Origin of the sequence: Variovorax paradoxus, from assembly GCF_022009635.1 — a bacterium.
In the GTDB taxonomy this organism is placed as follows: Bacteria; Pseudomonadota; Gammaproteobacteria; order Burkholderiales; family Burkholderiaceae_C; genus Variovorax.
The window spans coordinates 1024507-1041083 of record NZ_CP091716.1; the positions used below are offsets into that span (position 1 = coordinate 1024507).

17 protein-coding genes are annotated in these 16577 nt (G+C 67.0%); 6 read left to right on the forward strand and 11 right to left on the reverse strand.

The genetic code is table 11. The annotated features are described in order from the left end of the window. Positions 1 to 11 precede the first annotated feature (11 nt). The 4 genes from L3V85_RS05015 to L3V85_RS05030 form a co-directional block, all read right to left on the reverse strand. The gene (locus L3V85_RS05015; protein ID WP_237678307.1) at positions 12 to 2228 is read right to left on the reverse strand and encodes a TonB-dependent receptor; all 2217 of its coding nucleotides are present in this window, start codon (positions 2226 to 2228) and stop codon (positions 12 to 14) included. A 116-nt stretch (positions 2229 to 2344) separates the two neighbouring features. Then, positions 2345 to 3112 (reverse strand): class II glutamine amidotransferase, encoded by a 768-nt coding sequence (locus L3V85_RS05020; RefSeq protein WP_081270080.1) that lies wholly within the window; start codon positions 3110 to 3112, stop codon positions 2345 to 2347. A gap of 39 nt (positions 3113 to 3151) precedes the next feature. Beyond that, positions 3152 to 4297 (reverse strand): ABC transporter substrate-binding protein, encoded by a 1146-nt coding sequence (locus L3V85_RS05025; protein WP_237678308.1) that lies wholly within the window; start codon positions 4295 to 4297, stop codon positions 3152 to 3154. Positions 4298 to 4374: 77 nt separating this feature from the next. Continuing rightward, a complete protein-coding gene (locus L3V85_RS05030) occupies positions 4375 to 5877 on the reverse strand; it encodes a DHA2 family efflux MFS transporter permease subunit (protein WP_237678309.1) in 1503 nt (500 codons plus the stop codon). A 146-nt stretch (positions 5878 to 6023) separates the two neighbouring features. Here L3V85_RS05030 and L3V85_RS05035 point away from each other — a divergent pair, with 146 nt between their 5' ends. Next, the gene (locus tag L3V85_RS05035; RefSeq protein ID WP_237678310.1) at positions 6024 to 7334 is read left to right on the forward strand and encodes a zinc-binding metallopeptidase family protein; all 1311 of its coding nucleotides are present in this window, start codon (positions 6024 to 6026) and stop codon (positions 7332 to 7334) included. On the opposite strand, the gene L3V85_RS05040 is transcribed toward L3V85_RS05035, so the two are convergent. After that, the gene (locus L3V85_RS05040; RefSeq protein WP_237678311.1) at positions 7325 to 7564 is read right to left on the reverse strand and encodes a cysteine-rich CWC family protein; all 240 of its coding nucleotides are present in this window, start codon (positions 7562 to 7564) and stop codon (positions 7325 to 7327) included. The two genes, L3V85_RS05035 and L3V85_RS05040, sit on opposite strands and share 10 nt — an antisense overlap. Then, positions 7564 to 8829: a 6-phosphofructokinase gene (locus tag L3V85_RS05045; RefSeq protein WP_237678312.1), complete on the reverse strand. Its 1266-nt coding sequence runs from the start codon at positions 8827 to 8829 to the stop codon at positions 7564 to 7566. Before L3V85_RS05045 ends, L3V85_RS05040 begins: the two co-directional genes overlap by 1 nt. 401 nt (positions 8830 to 9230) lie before the next feature. On the opposite strand from L3V85_RS05045, the gene L3V85_RS05055 reads away from it, so the two are divergent. After that, the gene (locus L3V85_RS05055; RefSeq protein WP_337250112.1) at positions 9231 to 9677 is read left to right on the forward strand and encodes a pilin; all 447 of its coding nucleotides are present in this window, start codon (positions 9231 to 9233) and stop codon (positions 9675 to 9677) included. 121 nt (positions 9678 to 9798) lie between these two features. Further along, positions 9799 to 10275 carry a tetratricopeptide repeat protein gene (locus L3V85_RS05060; RefSeq protein ID WP_237678313.1) on the forward strand — a complete coding sequence of 159 codons (477 nt, stop codon included), beginning with the start codon at positions 9799 to 9801 and terminating at the stop codon, positions 10273 to 10275. 204 nt (positions 10276 to 10479) lie between these two features. On the opposite strand, the gene L3V85_RS05065 is transcribed toward L3V85_RS05060, so the two are convergent. The 3 genes from L3V85_RS05065 to L3V85_RS05075 form a co-directional block, all read right to left on the reverse strand. After that, positions 10480 to 11283, reverse strand: a complete 804-nt coding sequence (locus L3V85_RS05065; RefSeq protein ID WP_237678314.1) for an enoyl-CoA hydratase-related protein — start codon at positions 11281 to 11283, stop codon at positions 10480 to 10482. Positions 11284 to 11288: 5 nt separating this feature from the next. Continuing rightward, on the reverse strand, positions 11289 to 12467 hold the full coding sequence (locus L3V85_RS05070) for an acetyl-CoA C-acetyltransferase (RefSeq protein WP_237678315.1): 1179 nt from the start codon (positions 12465 to 12467) through the stop codon (positions 11289 to 11291). A 135-nt stretch (positions 12468 to 12602) separates the two neighbouring features. Beyond that, the gene (locus L3V85_RS05075; RefSeq protein WP_237678316.1) at positions 12603 to 12935 is read right to left on the reverse strand and encodes a DUF2917 domain-containing protein; all 333 of its coding nucleotides are present in this window, start codon (positions 12933 to 12935) and stop codon (positions 12603 to 12605) included. An 82-nt stretch (positions 12936 to 13017) separates the two neighbouring features. Here L3V85_RS05075 and L3V85_RS05080 point away from each other — a divergent pair, with 82 nt between their 5' ends. Further along, entirely contained in the window at positions 13018 to 13944 is a 927-nt protein-coding gene (locus tag L3V85_RS05080; RefSeq protein WP_237678317.1) for a LysR substrate-binding domain-containing protein, read from the forward strand. A 7-nt stretch (positions 13945 to 13951) separates the two neighbouring features. Here the strand turns inward: L3V85_RS05080 and L3V85_RS05085 are convergent, their stop codons facing one another. Continuing rightward, positions 13952 to 14530: a fasciclin domain-containing protein gene (locus L3V85_RS05085; RefSeq protein ID WP_237678318.1), complete on the reverse strand. Its 579-nt coding sequence runs from the start codon at positions 14528 to 14530 to the stop codon at positions 13952 to 13954. Here L3V85_RS05085 and L3V85_RS05090 point away from each other — a divergent pair. Next, the gene (locus L3V85_RS05090) at positions 14517 to 14831 is read left to right on the forward strand and encodes a hypothetical protein (RefSeq protein ID WP_237678319.1); all 315 of its coding nucleotides are present in this window, start codon (positions 14517 to 14519) and stop codon (positions 14829 to 14831) included. The two genes, L3V85_RS05085 and L3V85_RS05090, sit on opposite strands and share 14 nt — an antisense overlap. Positions 14832 to 14945: 114 nt before the next feature. Next, a complete protein-coding gene (locus L3V85_RS05095) occupies positions 14946 to 15161 on the forward strand; it encodes a hypothetical protein (RefSeq protein ID WP_237678320.1) in 216 nt (71 codons plus the stop codon). Here the strand turns inward: L3V85_RS05095 and L3V85_RS05100 are convergent. Then, on the reverse strand, positions 15140 to 16459 hold the full coding sequence (locus L3V85_RS05100; protein ID WP_237678321.1) for an MFS transporter: 1320 nt from the start codon (positions 16457 to 16459) through the stop codon (positions 15140 to 15142). The genes L3V85_RS05095 and L3V85_RS05100 overlap by 22 nt on opposite strands. Between the last annotated feature and the right edge of the window lie 118 nt (positions 16460 to 16577).

A 16577-nucleotide genomic window follows, 5' to 3' on the forward strand; every position in this document is an offset into this window, starting at 1 on the left:
CAGGCCGATCCTCAGAAGTCGATGGTGCCGCTCAGCGAGAAGGTGCGCGGCGCGCCCAGCACCAGGTAGTTGCTGCCCTGCGTGCCGCCCACCGAGGCCCAGTACGATTTGTTGAACAGGTTGTCGATGCGCGCGCGCAGCGTGAGCGCACGGCCGTTGCCCAGGTCGACCAGGTAGCGCGCGCCGATGTCGAAGCGCGTCCACGACGGCACCGACTGGGTGTTGGTGGCGTTGGCGTATTGCTTCGAGGTGTAGAGCACGCGGGCGTTCAGCGACAGATTGCGCAGGCCCGGCACGTCCCATTCGGCGCCCAGGTTGGCTTGTTGCTTGGCCACGCCGATGGCGGTGAGGCCGTCGGTGGCGCCGCCTTGGGTGTTCTTCTGCTTGGCGTCGAGCAGCGTCAGGCCACCGAGCAGGCGCAGGCCCTTGGTCGGCTGGCCGAACACCGAGAACTCCAGGCCCTGGTTGCGCTGCTTGCCGTACAGGCCGTAGGTCTGGCCCGAGTAGTAATACGTCGGCTGGTCGGTGGTGAAGAACGCGGCGCTGGCGCCGAGCGTGCCGCCGTCGTACTTGACGCCGACTTCCTTCTGCTTGGCCTGGTAGGGCGCGAAGATTTCGCCGGCATTGGTGACGGGGCGGTTGTTCACCGTGGTGCCCGCCACGTTGCCCTTGACCAGGCCTTCGATGTAGTTGGCGTAGGCCGAGACTGTCGGCGTGATCTTGAACACGACGCCGGCCACCGGCGTGGTCTTGCTCTTGTCGTAGTAGCTGGTTTGCTTGAGCGTGTTGTAGGCGTAGCTGGTCTGCTCGATGGTCTGGCGGCGCGCGCCGAGCGTGACGAGCAGGCGGTCGTCCATGAAGGCCATGGTGTCGGCGATGGCCACGCTCGCGGTGTCGATGCGGTCGGTCAGGCGCGGGTTGTCCAGCGTGTTGCCCACGAACGCGCCGTTGGCGATCGGGTTGGGCGACGCGTACGGCGTGTAGATGTTGTTGCGCACGCTCTGCGCCGAGATGGCGTAGGCGTTGTCGCGATCGTTGCTGTACTTGGCGGCCGAGGCCACCAGCGTGTGCTTTACCGGGCCGGTGGTGAAGTTGCCGCGCACGCCGATCTCGCCGGTGCCGATGCGGTCTTCGCGGGTGTTGCTGAAGCGCGTGTTGCTGGTGTTGCCGAAGGCGTCGGTGAGCGTCGGGTTCGACAGCACGTTGTCTTCGCTGCTGCGGCGCACGCCGCCGGCGGCCCAGGCCGTGATGTTGTCGGTGATGTCGACTTCGCCGCGGAAGGTGGCGAACTTGTCCTTTTCCTTGGAGTAGGTCCAGGGCTGGGCGAAGTTGGTGCGGGCGTCGGGCGCGCGCGGGATCGGCAGCGTGGAAGAGGGCGTCAGGCTCGGGCGGCCGTCCTTCAGGTCGTAGTCCTGATAGCCGAAGTCGGCCGACAGGCGCACGTTGCGGTTGTGCCAGTCGAGCCCGATGCCGAAGGCGCTGAGCTGCTGGCTTTCCTTGTTCACGCCGGTGCCGCCTTCGCGGCGCACCGCGTTCACGCGCACGCCCAGGCTGTCGTCGGGGCCGAAGCGGCGTGCCAGGTCGAGGTTGACGAAGCCCTGGCCGCCGCTTTGCACGCCGAAGCCGACACGCGTGAGCGGCTCGTTGGGCGCGCGCTTGGGCAGCAGGTTGATCGCACCGCCGATGCCGCTGCCGCCGGGGGCCGCGCCGTTCAGGAAGGTGTTGGCGCCGCGGAACACTTCCACGCGCTCGAAGAATTCGGAGGCGATGTACTGGCGCGGCAGCATGCCGTAGAGGCCGTTGTACGAGACGTCGTCCGAGTACACGGGGAAGCCGCGCACCACGTACAGCTCCTGGAAGTTGCCGAAGCCGCGGGCCTGGCGCACCGACGGGTCGTTCAGCAGCACGTCGGCCACGCTCTTGGCCTGCTGGTCCTGGATCAGCTCGTTGGTGTAGTTGGTGCTGGAGAAGGGCGTGCTCATCATGTCCTGGTTGCCCAGGATGCCGACGCGCCCGCCGCGCGCCACCTGGCCGCCGGCGTAGGGCTTGGTCAGGCCTTCGGCCGATGCGTCGGCGCTGGCTTCCACGTTCACCGTGGCCAGGGTGCCGCTCGATGCCGCTCCGGCGGCCGGTTCGGCCGTGGTGTTCTGGGCCAGTGCCGCCACGGCATTGAGCGTGAGCAGCGTTGCGACCACGGTTGGCCGAAGGTAGAAATGAGGTGCGGGCATGGGCGGTTCGAAAAGATGCAAATGAGAACCGTTATTGTTCTCTCTCTTGCACCCGCCCACCGATACTTTATTGCACTGTTGCGAAAATGTGTCAGTAAAAAGATTGCAATGCCGGCCTAGTACCCCGAAAGCCGCCCATCCACGAACACATGAAGCTCGCCCGGCGCGAACTGGGTCCAGGTTTCGTTGGTCGTGAGCGGGGCCGTCACCACCACCGCCACGCGGTCGCTGGGCGTGGTGTGCTGAGCGAAGTCGATCGCCAGGTCTTCGTCGGAGAGTTGCGCGGTGACGAAGGGGTGCTGGCGCTCCACGTACCAAAGGTTGGTGGAGGCATGGGCCCACAGCGCCTGTCCGTTGGACAGCATGAAATTGAAGGTGCCGTGGCTCGCCAGTTGCGGTGCCAGTTCGCGCAGCGTGAGCGTCAGTTCTTCGATGCTCGGCACGCCCGCGTGCGACTTGGCCAGCTCCTGCATGATCCAGCAGAAGGCGTGCTCGCTGTCGGTGTTGCCCACCGGGTGGAAGTTGCCGTGCAGGCGCGGGCGGAATTCCTTCAAATCGCCGTTATGGGCGAACACCCAGTAGCGCCCCCACAGCTCGCGCACGAACGGGTGGCAGTTCTGCAGGTTGACCTCGCCCTGCGTCGCCTTGCGGATGTGCGCGATGACGTTGCGGCTCTGGATGGGATAGCGCCGGATCAGCTCCGCCACCGGCGATTCGCACGCCGGCTGGTGGTCCACGAAGTGGCGCAGCCCGCGGTCCTCGAAGAACGCGATGCCCCAGCCGTCGGCATGGTGATCGGTGCGGCCACCGCGCTGCGCGAACCCCGTGAAGCTGAAGGTCACGTCGGTCGGCGTGTTGCAGTTCATCCCTAGCAATTGACACATGCCCGCAATTAGACCGCGATTCGCGCGGCCGGGCGCCCGCTAGCGCAGGAACTTGCCTTCCTTGGTCACCCGCACCATCTCGATGAAGCGCGAGCCGGTGTTGCTGGCGCCGGTGAAGTCGATTTCCATGTTGTTTACCCGCAGCTTCATCGCCTTGAGCGTAGCGTGCAGCTTGGCGCGCGTCAGGTCGCGCCCGGTGCGGCGCAGCGCCTCGATCATCACCAGCGCGTTCACGTAGCCTTCGTAGCTCAGATAGCCCACGTCGACCTTGGCGCGCTCGGCCTGCTGCCGATACTCTCTTGCGCCGGCGTCCACTTCGCTCCACGGGTAGGGCACGATCTGCGAAATGGCGAGCCCGCTGGTCTTGTCGCCCACCAGCTTCGCGGTGACGTCGCCCGGCACGATCGACATGCCGTAGAACATCTGCCGCCCGCCCGCGGCCCAGGCGCTCTTCATCACCTCGCCGCCGATGCCGCCGCCCAGGTACATGATCACCGCCTGCGCCTTGCTGTCCGCCAGCGCCTTGCCCGAGGCCTCGTTGGCCGAGCCGTCGCCCTTCACCGGCACGGCGGCCACGGGCTTGAGCTGCAGCGTGGAGAGCGCGGCCTCGACCAGCTTCGCCACCTCGGCGCCGCCGGGGTTGTCGAGATAGGCCACCGCGATCCGCGAGACGCCGATGGTCGTCAGGTGCTGCACCAGCGCCTGCGCCTCGCGCGCGAAGGTGGCGCGCACGAAGTAGCCGGAGCCCGCCACCTTCTCGCGCGCCGAATCGGACACCGCGTAGCCGCCGACCATCGGCGCGCCGCTCTGGTTCAGCACCTTGGCCGCCGCGGCGGTGGTGCCCGAGCCCACGCAGCCGAAGAAAGCGAAGGCGTGGTGTTCGCCGAGCAGCTTCTCGTAGTTGGCCACCGCCTTCTCGGGCACCAGCTCGTCGTCGAGCGACACCAGCCGGATCTTGCGGCCCGACAGGCCGCCCTGCGCATTCACAGCGTCGAAAGCCAGCCCCGCGCCGGCCACCACCACCTTGATCGGCGCCCCGAGCGGACCGCTCAGGATGCCGGTGTGGCCGAGCACGATTTCTGTGTCCGTCACGCCACTCTCGGCGGCACGGGCCGAAGACATGAAGCCGAGCGCGGGCGCGGCCACGGCGGCCGCCGAGGCGGCAATGAAGTTTCTGCGGTGCATTGGGATGGGGCTCGCTGGCGATATCGATACAACTGATAACAATTGAAAGCGAAAGCCCCGCCTTCCGCCGCCGGGGTTTACCCCGTCTTGTGCGCCGTCTCGGCCGGCCCCTGCCGCAGCTGCCAGGCCGCGCAAATGGCCAGCGCGCAGAGCCCCGCCAGCATCGCGAACACCTCGTCGAAGGCCGCCAGCCGCGCCGGGCTGCTCATCGGGTTGGCCAGCGAATCGCCGTGCGCCGCCAGCCGCCACTCGAGCACGATGGCGCACAGGCTCACGCCGGCCGCGCCGCCCAGCATGCGCACGAAGTTGATGGCGCTTGCGCCTTGCGGAATCAGCGGCTTGGCCAGTGGCCGCATCGAGCCCAGGTTGAGCGAGGGCAGGATGAAGCCCAGCCCGATGCGCCCGATGATCGCGAACGCCACCAGCAGCCACAGCGCGCTGTCCAGCCGCAGCACCATCATCAGCGCGAACGACGAAGCCAGCAGCGCGAGGCCGATGGTCACCAGCACCCAGGTCGGATGCCTGTCGGCCAGCCGGCCCACGCCGGCGATGGTCACTGCCAGCACGATGCCCGCCGGCAGCAGGATGGTGCCCACGTGCGAGGCCGACAGATGCAGCCCCACCTGCATGTACACCGGCAGCAGGTAGGTCGAGCCGAACAGCGCCGTGCCGTAGATGAATGCCACCACGCTGCCCATCGCGAACTGCCGGTATTGGAACAGCGCCAGGTTCATCAGCGGCGTGCCGCCCGAGGCAGCCAGCCGCCGCTGCCACCACACGAAGGCGCCGAATGCCACCAGCGCGCCGGCCAGCAGCAAAGCGGCCTGCAGGGGCGAATCGCCGCGCAGCGCCACCAGTCCGTTCAGCAGGCACAGCGTGCCGATGGTGCCCAGCGCCAGCCCGCGTCCGTCGAGCCCGCCGCCGCGCACGGCCGCCACGCCGCCGGGCGCCGTGGTCGGCACGAACTTGTAGGCCAGCCAGAGCGAGGCCAGGCAGAACGGCACCACCATGAAGAAGATCGAGCGCCAGCCGAACAGGTCGACCAGCACCCCGCCGATGCTCGGCCCGATGGCCGGCGCCAGCACCACGCCCATGCCGAAGATGCCGCTGGCGCGCCCCTGCTCGTGCGGCTCGAAGGCGCGCAGGATGATGATGGCCGGAATCGGCTGCACCACGCCCGCCGCCAGCCCTTCGGCCACGCGCGCGAACAGCACCAGCGAGAAGTCGTTGGCCACCCCGCCCACGATGCCGCCCACCAGCAGCAACAGCATGGTGCCCACGTAGGTGCGCCGGTAGCCGTAGCGCGACAGCAGCCAGGGCGTGGTGAGCATCGACACCGTCATCGCCACCATGAAGCCCGAGCTCACCCACTGCGCCCGCTCCTGGCCGAGCGAAAAGTGATGGCTCATGCCGGGAATCGCCACGTTGACGATGGTCGAGGACATGATCGACGCCATCGTCCCCACCATGACCGACAGCAGCAGGTACCAGCGGTAGCGTTCGCCATAGCGCTGGCGCATCGAGCCGATGGAAGGCGGGGCCGGCGCGACGGCGGCTTCTGGTGTCTGTGGGGATGTCATGGGGCGGCGGAATGTCTCGGGGTCCGTCGTCCTACAAGCATATCGGTCTTTGCGCGATGAAGCGCATGCCCGCGGGTCGCACAATGGTCCGGCTGTCCCCTCCGCGTCTTCCAAGAGACGTCTTCCAGAAGATCAAGACAACGAACATGGACTCTCATCCCGAAGCCCAGGATCCGCAAGCCACCGAGCCCGAAGGCGCGCCCACGCTCGCCACCGAACTCGCCGCGCCCACCGTCAGCCGTGCCTACCGCTGCCAGTGCGGCCGCCCTGTGTTCCTGCGCAACAGCGAATGCCTTGCCTGCCACACGCCGCTGGGCTACGTGATCGATCGCCTCGGCGTCGTGCCGCTCGCGCCGGCCGAAGGCGAGGGCGCGCAGCCCGACACCTTCACCGTGTTCGGCGACCCGCACGGGCTGACCTACCGCCGCTGCGCCAACCTCATGACGCCCGCCGCCTGCAACTGGATGGTGCCGGCCGCGCGCGAGGGCGAGGAGCCGCCCGCTGACCCGCACGGCCTGGCGCCCGGCTACTGCCTGGCGTGCAGCGTCACCCGCACCATTCCCGATCTTTCAGTGGAGAGCAACGGCGAACTCTGGCGCAAGCTCGAAACCGCCAAGCGCCGGCTCATCTCGCAGTTGCTCGCGCTCGGCCTGCCGGTGGTGAGCCGCCATGCCGACCCGGTGCACGGCCTGACCTTCGACTTCCTCAGCAACATGCCGGGCGGCCCGCACGTCATGACGGGCCACCAGCACGGCGTGATCACCCTCAACGCCGAAGAGGCCGAGGACGCGGTGCGCGAGCGCATCCGCGCCGAGATGCGCGAGCCCTACCGCACCCTGCTCGGCCACTTCCGCCACGAGATCGGCCACTACTACTGGGACCTGCTGGTGCAGCCCACGCCGTGGATCGACGACTTCCGCGCGCTCTTCGGCGACGACCGCGCCGACTACGCCGCCGCGCTGCAGACCCACTACGAGCAAGGCCCGCCGCCCGACTGGACTGACCGCTTCGTCAGCAGCTATGCCAGCACGCACCCATGGGAAGACTGGGCCGAGACCTGGGCCCACTACCTGCACATGGCCGACACCGCGGACACCGCGATGAGCTTCGGCGTGGACGCCGCCAATGTCGAACTCACGAGCGACCTCTTCACCCTCGACGACCTGTGGCAGCCGGACCACCCCGACGCCGGCCAGTTCCTGGACTTCATCAACGGCTGGGTGCTGCTCACCAACGTGCTCAACGAGCTGTCGCGCAGCATGGGCCAGCCCGACTACTACCCCTTCGTGCTGCCGCGCGCGGCGGTGGGCAAGCTGCAGTTCATCCACCGCGTGATCACGCAGCAGCGGCCGGGGGACGCGCCGTCGATGGTGGTGTCGGGCGACGTGGCGGCGCAGGAGGCGGTGCAGCCCCAGGCGCAGCCGCAAGCGCAATCGCAGGACGCCGCTCAGTCCTGACGCCGCGGCGCGGCGCCTGTTCCACCCGTGGCGCAGCGCACGCAGATGCATGCCAGCCCGCGCATCTCTTCCGGCAGGTTGGTCAGCGGCGCATTGCTGAAGTCGACCTGCATGCACCAGCAAGGTGGTTGCGACTGACCCGTCTCGCGTTCTATTTCCATCGCGCAGCGGTTCGGCTCGCCGCACAGCGGGCAGCGTGTGGCGTCGATGACTGCCGTACCCGTTGCCATCATGCGATCTCGAAGGCCGGCAGCTTCTTCGCGACGGCCAGGTTGCGCAGCGTCGCGTACACCGGCAGGCCGCCGCTGTAGGGGGGATAGTCCTCGCCCTCGATCAGCGGCAGCAGGTAGCGGCGGCATTTCTCGGTGATGCCGTAGCCGTCGTCCGAAATGAAATCGCGCGGCATCGGCTTCTCGACGTTCGCGACCGCCTCCAGCGGCGCGCTGCCGATGCGGTACGCATACGGTACGTCGGACGTGCGCTCGATGGTCGGCATCACCGCATTGCGGCCTTCGAGCGCAAGCTCCACCGCGCGCTGGCCCAGCTCATAGGCCTGCTTCACGTCGGTGGCCGAGGCGATGTGCCGCGCCGCGCGCTGCAGGTAGTCGGCCACGGCCCAGTGGAACTTGTGGCCCAGCGCGTCCTTGACCATCTGCGCCACCACCGGCGCCGCGCCGCCCAGCTGCGCATGGCCGAACGCATCGCGCGTGCCCTGTTCGGCGAGGAAGGTGCCGTCGGGGTGATGGCAGCCTTCGGACACCACCACCGAGCAGTAGCCGTGCTGTTTCACCAGTTCGTCGACACGCGCGAGGAAGCGCGCCTTGTCGAACTCGATCTCCGGGAACAGCACCACCACCGGAATGCCCTGGTCCGCGGCGAGCCCGCCGGCCGCGGCGATCCATCCGGCATGCCGCCCCATCACTTCGAGCACGAACACCTTGGTGGAAGTGGCCGCCATCGAGCGCACGTCGAACGAGGCTTCGATGGTCGACACCGCCACGTATTTCGCGACCGAGCCGAAACCCGGGCAGCAGTCGGTCAGCGGCAGGTCGTTGTCGATGGTCTTGGGCACGTGGATGGCCTGCAGCGCATAGCCCATCGACTGCGACAGCTGGCTCACCTTGAAGCAGGTGTCGGCCGAATCGCCGCCGCCGTTGTAGAAGAAGTAGCCGATGCCGTGCGCCTTGAACACCTCGATCAGCCGCTCGTACTCGCGGCGGTTCTTCTCCAGCGACTTGAGCTTGTAGCGGCAGGAGCCGAACGCGCCCGATGGCGTGGTGCGCAGCGCGGCAATGGCCTCGGCCGGTTCGGCGCCGGTGTCGATCAGCTCCTCGGTCAGCGCGCCGATGATGCCGTTGCGCCCGGCGTAGAGCTTGCCGATGCGGTCGGGGTGCCGGCGCGCCGTTTCGATCACGCCGCAGGCCGACGCGTTGATGACCGAGGTGACACCGCCGGACTGGGCGTAGAAGGCGTGGGTCACGGTGCTGTTGCTCATAGGGTGAGTTCCTCGGTCAGTGAAGCAGCGGCGCAGCGCACGCAGTTGCTAGCCAAGCCGCACGTTACGCGTTCGCGCAGCAATTCGCGTCGCCGAAGATTGGCCAGCACGCGGGTACAGCGATAGTGGAGCGCATGCCCTGATTCTGCGGCAGCGGCAAGTCAAAAGCCAAATCGGATGGCAGCGCGTATAGGAACGCGCCAGAGAGTATGGGTTTGGCACACCATGGCGCAGCCGCTTTGGTGGCATGGCACACCTCCGTTGCGCGCCACAAATGTTAATTTCCAAATCAAATGCTATTGATTTGTTAATTTTACTCAAATTCAGGGCAGGCCTGTGTGTTGCTAGATGTAATTGAGCTTCGATGGGTCTGAGGCTCAATTTACATAAAGGTAATTTACATGAACCGTTCAACGATGCGCATTGCGCAAAATGGCTTCACTTTGATCGAATTGATGATCGTCGTGGCAATCATTGGTATTCTTGCTGCTGTTGCGCTGCCTGCCTATCAAGACTACACAGCGAAGTCGCAAATCGCGGCTTCGCTGGCAGAAATCACGCCTGGCAAGGTGATGGTCGAAACAAAAATTACTGATGGCGAAGCCGTAAGCACTGCCACCGCGATTGGCCTCCAAACCGCTACAAAACGTTGTACTGCAATTACCCCCACGTTTACTGTTGCGAATAAGGGTGCTGGCACTATTTCGTGTTCAATGATTGGAGGCACACAAGTGAATGGTAAAACAATCACTTGGACGCGATCGGCGGATGACGCTACCACCAATCCAGGCTCGTGGGCGTGCACGACTACCGTCGATGCGAAGCTTAAGCCAAAGGAATGCTCTTGAACTGAAATACTGCTCGCATAAAACGGCCATTTGGCCGTTTTATGATTTAAGAATAGGTCTGTATTCGCTTGGAGAATTTTCCTGTGGTCTAGAATAATGAAAATCGAGGGAGCGAGTTTTCATGAATAGTGTGCCGATCAGCATTACTGCATCGGTCGTCGTTACCGAGCGCAGTCGACGTACTTGGTGGCGGCGAATTGGGGATGGAACGGTGACCCGTTTGGTCAATGACGCAAGGGGCAGGGCCATGGTCAACTTGGCAGAGGTTGCGCCGCTCATTTGCGTTCCGCTCAATCGAGAAGATCTCGATTTTCTTGTGAAGGCCGATGCGGGTAGTGCCGACGCGCAGAACGACATCGGACAATTGTTTTCGAACGCTGGCAAGCCGAAGATTGCCCTCTACTGGCTTGAGCAGGCTGCACGTCAAGGCCACGCGGACGCCATGCAATGGTTGGGCCGATGCTACATCGGCGGCGAAGGCGTTCCAAAAAACAAAAATATCGGCTTCATGTGGATTGCCAAGGCGGCCGCGCACGGCCATGTCATCGCACAGGCTCAAATGCAAGACTCGTTCACATTTCGCCTGCAGCAGGTCTGACGCTGCATTAGCCGAAAACTCAAGCCAGTTCGCGCTATATGGCGCCACGATCTCGCGGCGCGGCTTGAACGCGAACCAATGGGCCCCTATTCTGCTCACTCCTTCTGAGAAGGCGTGACCTTATCCATGAAGTGGCGGCAGTTATCGCTGTTGGTTTCGTGGTCAGCACTGAAGGTGTCGAACAGCGTGCGTTCGATGGTGCTGTCAGCGGCTCCCGAAGACCGGCGCGCGCTTCTGCAGGAAGGCGCTCACGCCTTCGCGAAAGCTTGGCCGGTCGATCAGCTCGCGCTGGCGTTCGCTCTCGTAGTGCAGCTGTTCCCCCAGCGAGTGGCGCTCCGAGGCCTCGAAGGCTTCGCGCGCCTCGACCACCGCATGGGCCGGCAGCCGGGCAACGCGCTGCGCGATGCCCGTGGCTTCTTCCTGCAGCTTCGCGTCGTCCACGCAGGACCAGATCAGCCCCCACTGCACCGCGCGCTCCGCATCCACGCGTTCGTCGAGCAGCGCCATGCCCATGGCGCGCGCACGGCCGGCGCGGCGCGGAATGGCCCAGGTGCAGCCCAGGTCGGGCACGATGCCGAGCTTGGGCAGGAAGGGCAGGTAGAAGTAGGCGCTGCGCGCTGCAATAGTCACGTCGGCCGCCATCGCCAGGCCCACCCCCGCGCCGGCCGCCGGGCCGTTGACGGCAGCCACCACCGGCACCGGCAGGGTGCGCAGCGTTTCGATCAGCGGGTTGCTCAGCGACTGCATCCATTCGGCGGTCTGCGTGCCGAGCGACTTGCCGGTTTCGCCGGGGGCCATCGCGCTCAGGTCGGCACCCACGCAGAAAGCCTTGCCGGCGCCGGTGAGGATCACGGCGCGCACCGCGCGGTCGTCGCGGATGCGCTCCAGCGCGTCGCGCAGTTCGACCTGCAGCTCGCGCGCGATCGGGTTCAGCTTGGCCGGCAGATTCAGCGTGAGCGTGGCGATGCCGTCGTTCAGCTCGTAAAGGATGAAGGATTGGTCGCTCATCTTCTTCAAAGCCTTTCCACGATGGTCACGTTAGCCATGCCGCCGCCTTCGCACATGGTCTGCAGGCCGTAGCGCTTGCCGCGCTTGGCCAGCGCGTGGATCAGCGTGGTCATGAGCTTGGTGCCCGAGGCGCCCAGCGGATGGCCCAGCGCGATGGCGCCGCCGTTCACGTTCAGCCGCGCCGGGTCGGCGTCGAGCGCCTGCAGCCATGCGATGGGCACGGGCGCGAAGGCTTCGTTCACTTCGTAAAGGTCGATGTCGGCGATCTTCATGCCGGCCTTCTTCAGCGCGCGCTGCGTCGCGGGCAGCGGGGCTTCGAGCATCACGACCGGGTCGTGCCCCATCACGCTCATGTGGTGGATGCGCGCCAGCGGCTTCACGCCCAGCGCCTTCAGGCCGCGCTCGTTCACCACCAGCACGCCGCTCGCGCCGTCGCAGATCTGGCTCGCGGTGGCGGCGGTGCAGCGCCCGCCCTCGGCGATCAGCTTCACGCCCGCGATGCCCTCGAGCGTCGCGTCGAAGCGGATGCCTTCGTCCACCGTGTGCGCTTCGCCGCTGCGCGTGCCGTCGGCCAGCAGCACGTCGACGGGCACGATCTCGTCGTTGAACGCTCCCACGCGGGTCGCGGCAATCGCGCGGTGATGGCTTTCGAGCGCATAGCGGTCGAGCGCGCTTTTCTCGATGCCGTAGTTCCTGGCGATCATTTCCGCGCCGGTGAACTGGCTGAACTCCACGCCGGGGTAGCGCGCCTTCATCGCGGGGCTCATGTAGGTGCCCAGCCCCGCCTTCGCGGGCAGCACGTTGGGCGTGAACATCGGCACGCGCGTCATGCTCTCGACGCCGCCCGCGATCACCGCGTCCATGCTGCCCGACATCACGGCCTGCGCCGCGAAGTGCAGCGCCTGCTGCGACGAGCCGCACTGCCGGTCGACCGAGGTGCCCGGCACCGACTCGGGCAGTTTCGACGCCAGCACCGCGTTGCGCGCGATGTTGGTGGCCTGCTCGCCGACCTGGCTCACGCAGCCGAGGATCACGTCCTCCACCGCCGCCGGGTCGATGCCGCTGCGCGCCACCAGCGCGTTTATCACCTGCGCCGCCAGGTCCGCCGGATGCCAGCCCGCGAGCTTGCCGCCGCGCCGACCGCCGGCCGTGCGCGCCGCGGCCACGATGTATGCCTCTGCCATGTTCATGTCCTTCGTTCAGGAAGCCTGTGAAATGCCGGACGCCCCAAAGCAAAAAAGCCGCCCGTCGGACAGCGGCGGCAATCGGGATGCGTCGGGGCTCATGGGCATCGATGGTTCGACGCCCATGGTGCACGGTCAAGCCGGGGACAACCCGTGTGGCAGGAGTCGCCAAGGCGACCGCGCGCCGGCGCGCTTGGCGAGGGGGATCGCGGCCGGCTGCGCATCCGACACGGTGATGCAAGACGACTCCAGCGCCGACACCAGCACGCGCCGGTGCTCGGCGCTCTGGAAGCGCTCGCCGGGCGCCAGCACGATGTCGCGCGCATCGCGGTCCACCGTGACCCAGACCGAGCCGCTGCGGCATTCGATGCCCACGCCGGCGCCGTCGGGCACGGCAAAGACGGAGCGGGTCGACAGGCTGACGTGAAAGCGCGGGGTGGCGCCCGATTGGCGGGGAAGTGTGCTCATGGCAAGCTCCATTGCATTCGTGATACGAATGAATATAGTGAGCCGCCCGTGCCTTTACACGCGGTCATTCGGAACTCGTTGCATGCATCCAGAGAATGCGAAAGCCCCTGCCGGCGAGCTGCCGCCCCTCGAATTGCTGCGCACCTTCGAGGCCGCGGCGCGGCGCCTGAGCTTCACGCTGGCGGCCGGCGAACTGCACCTGACGCAATCGGCGGTGAGCCGGCAGATCCAGCAGCTGGAGGCCAGCCTCGGCGTGCTGCTGTTCGAGCGCCGCCACCGCGCGCTGTCGCTCACGGAGGCCGGCGGCGTCATGCAGCGCGCCGTCACCGACAGCCTGGAGCGGCTGCGCGACGCCACGGCGCGCGTGCGCGCCAGCTCGGCGCCGCGCCAGGTGGCGATCACCACCACGCCGGGCTTCGCATCGCTCTGGCTCATTCCGAGGCTCGCGCGCTTCACCGGCACCCATCCGCAGGTCGACGTGCGCGTGTCGGCCACGCTGGACGTGCTCGACCTGGAGAGCAGCCGCATCGACATCGCCGTGCGCTTCGCGCCATTCAGCCGCGGCGTGGGGCCGGCGCTGTTCGAGGAGTCGGTGGTGCCGCTGTGCGCGCCCAGGCTCGCCGAGGCCTTGCATGCGCCGTCGGACCTGTCGGGTCTCACGCTGCTCACGGTCGACTACGCCGATCCGAGCGAGACCGCGACGACCGACTGGGAGCCTTGGCTGCGCGTGATGGGGCTGGCCGACCTGCGCATGAAGAGCACGCTGCGCTTCACCCACTACGCGGACGCGGTGGCTGCGGCGGTGGCGGGGCAGGGCGTGGTGATCGGCCGGATGCCGCTGCTGCGCGAACTCGTGAGAGACGGCCGCCTGGTGGCGCCGCTGGGAGAAGGCGTCGTGTCGCGCCGCGCCTACTTCATCGAAATGTCGAAGCGCGCCGCGGGCAACCGCGACGCGCAGGATTTCGCGCAATGGCTGCGCGACGAGGCCGAAGCCGCGCAGCGCGCCTGACCGAGGATCAACCCGGCAGCAGCACCTTGTTGATCACGTGGATCACGCCGTTCGACTGGTACACGTTGGCGATGGTGACCATCGCGGTGCCGCCCTTGGCGTCTGTCACCCACACGTTGCCGCCGTTCATCGTGGCAACCAGCGTGCCGCCGCTGGCGGTCTTCAGCACGGCCCTGCCGCCGCCGGCGTTGATCGCGCTCATCAGCGCGGGGCCGTCCATGCGGCCGGGCACCACGTGGTACGTGAGCACCTTGGTCAGCGTGGGCTTGTTCTCGGGCTTGAGCAGCGTGTCGACGGTGCCGGCCGGCAGCGCGGCGAAGGCCTCGTTGGTGGGCGCGAACACGGTGAACGGTCCGGGGCTCTTCAGCGTGTCGACCAGGCCGGCGGCCTTGACCGCGGCGACCAGCGTCGTGTGGTCCTTCGAGTTCACGGCGTTGTCGACGATGTCCTTCGTCGGGTACATCGCGGCGCCGCCGACCATCGGGTTCGACGACATCCCGCTGCTGCCACTGCCGCTCATGCCCATGCCGCCAGCGCAAGCGCCGAGCAGGACCGAAACGCCGACTGCAATCATGAGTTTTTTCATTGAAGGCTCCTGGAAAGAATGGTTCTTGAGGTGTCTGTGGAAACCGCCAACAGCTCGGGGGCGCGATGCGCTTGGATCGAATACGGGGCCGCTTCGCTTTTGGATTCGCGCCCGGTTTCAGATTTGTCTGCGCCGCGTAGGCTTTGCGCCACAGCCGCGCATGCAAGCCTTGCGGTTCGTGCAGGCGCTCGCCAGAATCCGCCCTTCGTTTTTCGGCAACAGTTTCTTTTTCACCGCGCCCGGTGACGACCAACCTCCCGGGCGACAACACCCTTCAATGAAGCTTTTCCTGAACACCTGACCCGCACACCGACCGCCCCGGCCGGACGTGCATCCATGCACCCGCCGAGGCCCATCGACAAAGGCCCCGCGCAGCCATTCGCCGGGGCTTTTTTGTTTTTCGGAGTGTGCGCACATGAGTGCTCAACGAAAGGCCCGTGACGACGACAAGCGTCTGGGCCGGTTCTACTTTTCGGTGCCGGCATCGGCACCTCGCAACCCCGTGGTGGCCGCGATGGCGCGCGGCGAATCCAACCAGAAGGCCGGGCGCCACCTGCGCACGCATCGCGCGGAACGGCGCGCGCAGAAAGTGGCCTTGAAGAAGGCCGACTACCGCTTCACGGAGGACTGACCGCCATGCGAACGCGGCAGCACGAGAAACGCGAGCGTTCCCACGGCCAGCATGCCGGCCACCGTGAGGAACACCGCGCGGAACGGCTCCGCGCCGTGCGTCACCGCCCATGACGCGGCCACGCCGGTGGTCCACTGCATCAGCGACACGCCGAGGAACATCGCCATGTTCAGCAGCGCCATCGCGCGCCCGGTCATCTCCGCCGGATAGGCGTTCTTGGTGTACGCGTACTGCAGCACGCTGTAGCCCGAGAGCAGGCCGTAGATGATCGGCAGGCCGATGTCGATGGCCGCCGAATGCGTCAGCGCCATCGCGCCGAACATCAGCGCGCCGGCGACGGCGCAGCCCATCATCCAGCGGCCGCGCCGCGCGCCGCCCGGGTCCATGCGGCCGAACAGCGCGGGGCTGATCATGCCGGCCACCGTCATCACCAGCGCCACGTTGCCGCTGGCCACCAGCGACAGGCCGTGCCGCTCGTGCAGCACCGGGCCCAGCCACAGGCCGCGCAGCGTGATGAAGGCCGCGTAGGACACGCAGGCAAAGCACAGCAGCCCCAGCGTGTGGGGCATGGCGAACAGCGGCAGCAGTTCGCGCACCGCCTTGCGCAGCGACTGGCGCTCCGCCGGCGCCGGCTGCATGCCGTCATGCACCACCGTGCGCGCAGGTTCGCGCACGCGCCAGAAGATGACCAGCCAAGAGAGCACCGCGAACCCGGCCAGCGCCGCGTAGCCTGCACGCCAGGAGGCGGCCTCGATCAGCAGCGCCAGCGGCGTGCCGGTGAACAGGATGCCCATGCCGGCCATGCTCATCACCAGCCCCGACATCGCGGTGAAACGCGCCGCATCGAAATGCCGCGCGATGAACACCGTGCAGGCCAGGAACGCGGGCGCGCAGCCGACGCCGATCAGCGCCTGCCCCAGCAGCAGTGCGTGGAAGCTCGGCGCCATCGTGCACAGCACGGCGCCCGCGATGGCCAGCGGAAAGGCGCTCAGCACCGTGCGGCGCACCCCGAACATGTCAATCGACACGCCCATGCCGAGCTGCATCACGCCGAAAGTGAAATGGAAGGTGCCGGCCCACATGCCGAGCTGCTGCGGCGTGAGCCCGAAGTTCTGCGAGAGCGGCGTGGCCATCATCGCGCCGACGGTGCGGAAGGCCTGGCTCAGGGCGAAGGCCGTGGCCAGGGCGACCAGCATCGCCGTGGTGGAAGCGGACCAGTGGGAGAAACGGGAAAGGCGTGAGCGCGGCGCGGCGTCGCCGGTGCGCTCCGCGGGCTTGGGTGCCGCGTTCGGATTCATGAGGGGGAAAGGCCGGGAAGGATGAGGCGGCCTGAATGCTAATGGATCGCCGCAGCGGCGCCCGCGCCTCGCCACAAATGAAAAAGCCGGGCTGCGGGAGCCCGGCTTTCACTGTTGT

Excerpts from the sequence above, each read along its gene's own strand:
- L3V85_RS05015 (WP_237678307.1), bottom strand. The coding sequence starts at position 2,228 with ATGCCCGCACCTCATTTCTACCTTCGGCCAACCGTGGTCGCAACGCTG.
- L3V85_RS05020 (WP_081270080.1), bottom strand. The coding sequence starts at position 3,112 with ATGTGTCAATTGCTAGGGATGAACTGCAACACGCCGACCGACGTGACC.
- L3V85_RS05025 (WP_237678308.1), bottom strand. The coding sequence starts at position 4,297 with ATGCACCGCAGAAACTTCATTGCCGCCTCGGCGGCCGCCGTGGCCGCG.
- L3V85_RS05030 (WP_237678309.1), bottom strand. The coding sequence starts at position 5,877 with ATGACATCCCCACAGACACCAGAAGCCGCCGTCGCGCCGGCCCCGCCT.
- L3V85_RS05035 (WP_237678310.1), top strand. The coding sequence starts at position 6,024 with ATGGACTCTCATCCCGAAGCCCAGGATCCGCAAGCCACCGAGCCCGAA.
- L3V85_RS05040 (WP_237678311.1), bottom strand. The coding sequence starts at position 7,564 with ATGGCAACGGGTACGGCAGTCATCGACGCCACACGCTGCCCGCTGTGC.
- L3V85_RS05045 (WP_237678312.1), bottom strand. The coding sequence starts at position 8,829 with ATGAGCAACAGCACCGTGACCCACGCCTTCTACGCCCAGTCCGGCGGT.
- L3V85_RS05055 (WP_337250112.1), top strand. The coding sequence starts at position 9,231 with ATGAACCGTTCAACGATGCGCATTGCGCAAAATGGCTTCACTTTGATC.
- L3V85_RS05060 (WP_237678313.1), top strand. The coding sequence starts at position 9,799 with ATGAATAGTGTGCCGATCAGCATTACTGCATCGGTCGTCGTTACCGAG.
- L3V85_RS05065 (WP_237678314.1), bottom strand. The coding sequence starts at position 11,283 with ATGAGCGACCAATCCTTCATCCTTTACGAGCTGAACGACGGCATCGCC.
- L3V85_RS05070 (WP_237678315.1), bottom strand. The coding sequence starts at position 12,467 with ATGGCAGAGGCATACATCGTGGCCGCGGCGCGCACGGCCGGCGGTCGG.
- L3V85_RS05075 (WP_237678316.1), bottom strand. The coding sequence starts at position 12,935 with ATGAGCACACTTCCCCGCCAATCGGGCGCCACCCCGCGCTTTCACGTC.
- L3V85_RS05080 (WP_237678317.1), top strand. The coding sequence starts at position 13,018 with ATGCATCCAGAGAATGCGAAAGCCCCTGCCGGCGAGCTGCCGCCCCTC.
- L3V85_RS05090 (WP_237678319.1), top strand. The coding sequence starts at position 14,517 with ATGAGTTTTTTCATTGAAGGCTCCTGGAAAGAATGGTTCTTGAGGTGT.
- L3V85_RS05085 (WP_237678318.1), bottom strand. The coding sequence starts at position 14,530 with ATGAAAAAACTCATGATTGCAGTCGGCGTTTCGGTCCTGCTCGGCGCT.
- L3V85_RS05095 (WP_237678320.1), top strand. The coding sequence starts at position 14,946 with ATGAGTGCTCAACGAAAGGCCCGTGACGACGACAAGCGTCTGGGCCGG.
- L3V85_RS05100 (WP_237678321.1), bottom strand. The coding sequence starts at position 16,459 with ATGAATCCGAACGCGGCACCCAAGCCCGCGGAGCGCACCGGCGACGCC.